Source organism: uncultured Proteiniphilum sp. (assembly GCF_937873925.1).
In the GTDB taxonomy this organism is placed as follows: domain Bacteria; phylum Bacteroidota; class Bacteroidia; order Bacteroidales; family Dysgonomonadaceae; genus Proteiniphilum.
This window is the reverse complement of the sequence record NZ_CALNAT010000129.1, coordinates 1-3,443: the sequence shown is the minus strand read 5'-3', so window position 1 is coordinate 3,443 and position 3,443 is coordinate 1. Positions and strand designations below refer to the sequence as shown.

General features: G+C 37.0%; 5 protein-coding genes. All 5 read right to left on the bottom strand.

Translation table 11 applies throughout. The features are described from left to right. Positions 1-61, bottom strand: a 61-nt coding sequence (locus tag Q0502_RS19005) for a twin-arginine translocation signal domain-containing protein (RefSeq protein WP_366521781.1), incomplete at its 3' end; no start/stop codon positions are given. 63 nt (positions 62-124) lie between these two features. Beyond that, entirely contained in the window at positions 125-772 is a 648-nt protein-coding gene (locus Q0502_RS08475; protein WP_298649610.1) for a sugar-binding protein, read from the bottom strand. A 77-nt stretch (positions 773-849) separates the two neighbouring features. Beyond that, positions 850-1,899 carry a DUF4838 domain-containing protein gene (locus Q0502_RS08470; RefSeq protein WP_298649608.1) on the bottom strand — a complete coding sequence of 350 codons (1,050 nt, stop codon included), beginning with the start codon at positions 1,897-1,899 and terminating at the stop codon, positions 850-852. A gap of 119 nt (positions 1,900-2,018) precedes the next feature. Next, on the bottom strand, positions 2,019-2,681 hold the full coding sequence (locus tag Q0502_RS08465; protein ID WP_298649605.1) for a DUF1080 domain-containing protein: 663 nt from the start codon (positions 2,679-2,681) through the stop codon (positions 2,019-2,021). A 26-nt stretch (positions 2,682-2,707) separates the two neighbouring features. After that, a partial coding sequence (locus Q0502_RS08460) for a DUF4838 domain-containing protein (protein ID WP_298649603.1) occupies positions 2,708-3,443 on the bottom strand: 736 nt, incomplete at its 5' end.

The window sequence follows — 3,443 nt, the reverse complement described above, 5'->3', positions numbered from 1 at the left end:
TAAGACCGGCGGCTCCGATGGCTGCGGTCTTTAAGAACTTTCTGCGTGAATAGGTCGTCATAGAGTTTGATTTGATATAAATAATATTCAGATAGTTGAAATTATATCGTAAATGAAGCTTGTATCATATTTTCAATTTACATTTTCCAAAAGCTGAAGGAATATGAAAATCCGGTTCTTTTACTTGAGGGTTTATCCAGGAATACCAAATCACCGAATTTTCATTTTCTTCTGTAAAATCAGCTCTGAAAACACCCAGATAGAATCCTTTTTTAAAATCAATACCTAATGTTTTTAATTCGGGGATAGGTATACATCCTTCTACGATATAACCGTTTGATGTAATTTTGCCAACAACATTATGATGACTGAAATTCCAGAAATAATCAAATTTACGGTAGTGCTCTGCTTTATAATCAAGGATATCTCCGTGGGGATTCATTTCAATACAGTAATAGGGGGATAGCTTGGAAGATGAACTAAAAAACAATTCAACCCTATCACCTTCAGCAATAGTCATCTCATCAGTATAATCCAAAATTATAAGACTCCTATCGATAACCTCAAAGCAGAAATTGAAGTATTTTGTAGAGCAAAAACATCGAAAAATTGTACTATCCTGTTCTGCTGGCATCCACGGAGACTGCAAACTGGTTATCGTTGTTGCATTATTCCATTCCATTTCCCCGATATTTCCGTCTAAATGAATTTCAGATGTGAGATGGTTAATCAGAAATGTATCCGGATGTAGGGGCCTGCATACTTGTCCCATCAAGAACAGAATAAACAAACTGATTAGAAAATAGATGACCCGTATCTTTCTTAATGAATTCACTTTTGTCACTCGTTTCACTTTCCCTTTAATATGGAACCGTATTCTTTTAAAACCTCAACAGCTTCATCTTGTCCATGTAGGTCAAAATAGCGTTGATGTAGCATCCATGTCGCAAATGTTGTAAAAGAATCTATTCCCAAATCCTGGTATAAATGAACGTCACGTTTACAATAATCCGCATTCCATGGAACTTTGTTCCATGTCTCTCTTTTCCAATTGGAAAACATGGATACATCCAGCCAATATTCCAATATATGAGTCGTTTCTTTTGGGAAGATTCCCAAATTCTCTTTTAATGCATTATACTGATCGGAAGACAAAGGTTCTGCATAGTTACGCCCGATTGGAGCAAATTCGAGAAATATTCCCTCCTGCGGTTTTACTGTTTTCGGTGCCTCTAATGTACTTGCATAAGCCAAATGGGCTAAAGTAGCTTCAGGATTAACTTTACGGATAATTTCCAACATCATGTTTTCGTAAATCAACGCTTGATCACTTGGCGAATAAGATTTACATTTATCACAGAGACAAAATCCGTCATACGAATCGTCAATCCAGAAGAAATAACGGTTAGTAGTCGGTTTGATCCATTTAACCAATTCGGTTATATTTTTTTCGATTACAAGCCATGCTTGCTCTGAGGAAAAACACATATTGAGATCATTCGTCCTTACTCCATTGGAATCGAGACGAAAATATTCGGGATACGCGTCGAATAGAGAACGGGGAAGAATTTCCTGTAATACGTGGCATTCATATTCCACATCTATTTTGTTTTCTTTACATAAATCAGTCAATAGTCGGCCCTCGGCACTCTCAAGGTATATCTTCAAGCTATCCAAATCCTCTGTGATAGTATTGGAATGAATTCCTATTAGATTAATATCTGCCTTTTTCAGGATATCGATCAGCCTATCTGCTCCAATGGAACGCATATCACTTGGGTACAGGACGACTCCCCGGAAAGCTTCCTTTGGCGCTATTGTTTCCTTTCCGTTACAAGAGATAAGTACCAATATGAAGGAGAGTAAGATTACTACAATTGGATATGTTCTAAATTTCATATGAATATTTTATTTTTTCTTGTTGGTATATGAAACTTGCATTTAATCATTGTCTTGGATATAATGATGTTTATGCTCGTTTTATATTCTTAATAGATTATAGTTTGTCTGTTAAGTGTCTATAGACATTTGATTCTGACATTTCTGAACCAAATGCTTGATTCGCCATGCTTACCTTGAAAACCGATAAATCCTTTCGTTTGTAATTCTGCATAGGGTTTTGGCAACCATTCCGGAATATCTGTGCCATCCGGATTTTTAGTCGCGGAAGTCCAGTCAGCCAGGTTTGCACTGATAATATGTTTGCCATTTAATTCAACATCTATTTTTTGACCCTTGGCAGTAATAATGGCTCTATTCCATAGTCCGGGTTCATATACGACTAATTGTTCATTAGCTCCTTTGTGCCCGAAAATAGATCCGCATCGTACATTCTCAGGAAGAGATTGCCAGAATTCGTGATGGTCGTCCGCAATCTGTATTTCAATTGAAGTCGGAACCCAATTTGCTTTATCCGGGCAGTATATTATTATACCACTATTTGTATTTACGTCATTTTTAAACTCAATATCAAGGATAAAATTTTCGTATTCGTTCAATGTCCAAATAACTTCATCTGCCGTAGCGGTAAGAATTCCATCTGTATAGCTCCAGACCTTTTTATTATAGTCTGCATTTGACAAATCGTTTTCAAATAATGGCCTAAAACCTTTATCAGAATCCTGAGATGCCGTCAAAACGAATAAGAAGCATAACCAAATCAGCGTTGTATTTTTATTCATATGATTAAAACTTTACAGGTGAGACGCTATTTGGGTTGATAATTGAGGAGACCCTGCCCATATTCTGACAGAAATGAAATATCTCCAAATTGGGTTACATAGTCTGGTCCAACAAACGCTGTATAACAGGTAATATTTCTTATACCCAAAGAACCGTAAGTATCCAAATCATCCAGGAAAATTTCATTATTCCATGGAACTTTTACTAACTTGTTCGGGTTCCAATCACTGAATAAAGATACATCCATCCAATACTCAAGCACTTGTGCAGTTTCTACCCGGAAAACCTTGAGATTATCTTTAAGTGCTTTAATGTAATCGGCATGTGTTAAAGTGGACCTCGGCGATCTAACCCAGGTATGAGACAGTGGGGCCGACCAACTGCGGGTAAAAGGGGCAAACTCAAGAAAAATATCTTCATTTGGCTTTATTTTCGAAGGGGGAGCTACTGTATTATGATAACATAAATGAGCAAGCATGGCATCAGGATTAATCTCTTTAAGCGCTTTAATGATTTCATTTTCAAAAATAAGTGCCTGATCTGCGGCGTTGTAATCTTTGCATTGATCACAATGACAAATATCACCGCCATCATCCAACCAAAAATAATATCTGTTATTAGTTGGCTCATAATCCCGACCTATTTTAATCGCGTTTTTATAGACTTCAGCAAGGGCACCCGTGCTGGAAGGGCAGCCATTGGCATCATTGACCCTTATTCCTTTTTCATTCATTCGAAAATAGTCCGGATGTTCGTCAAAT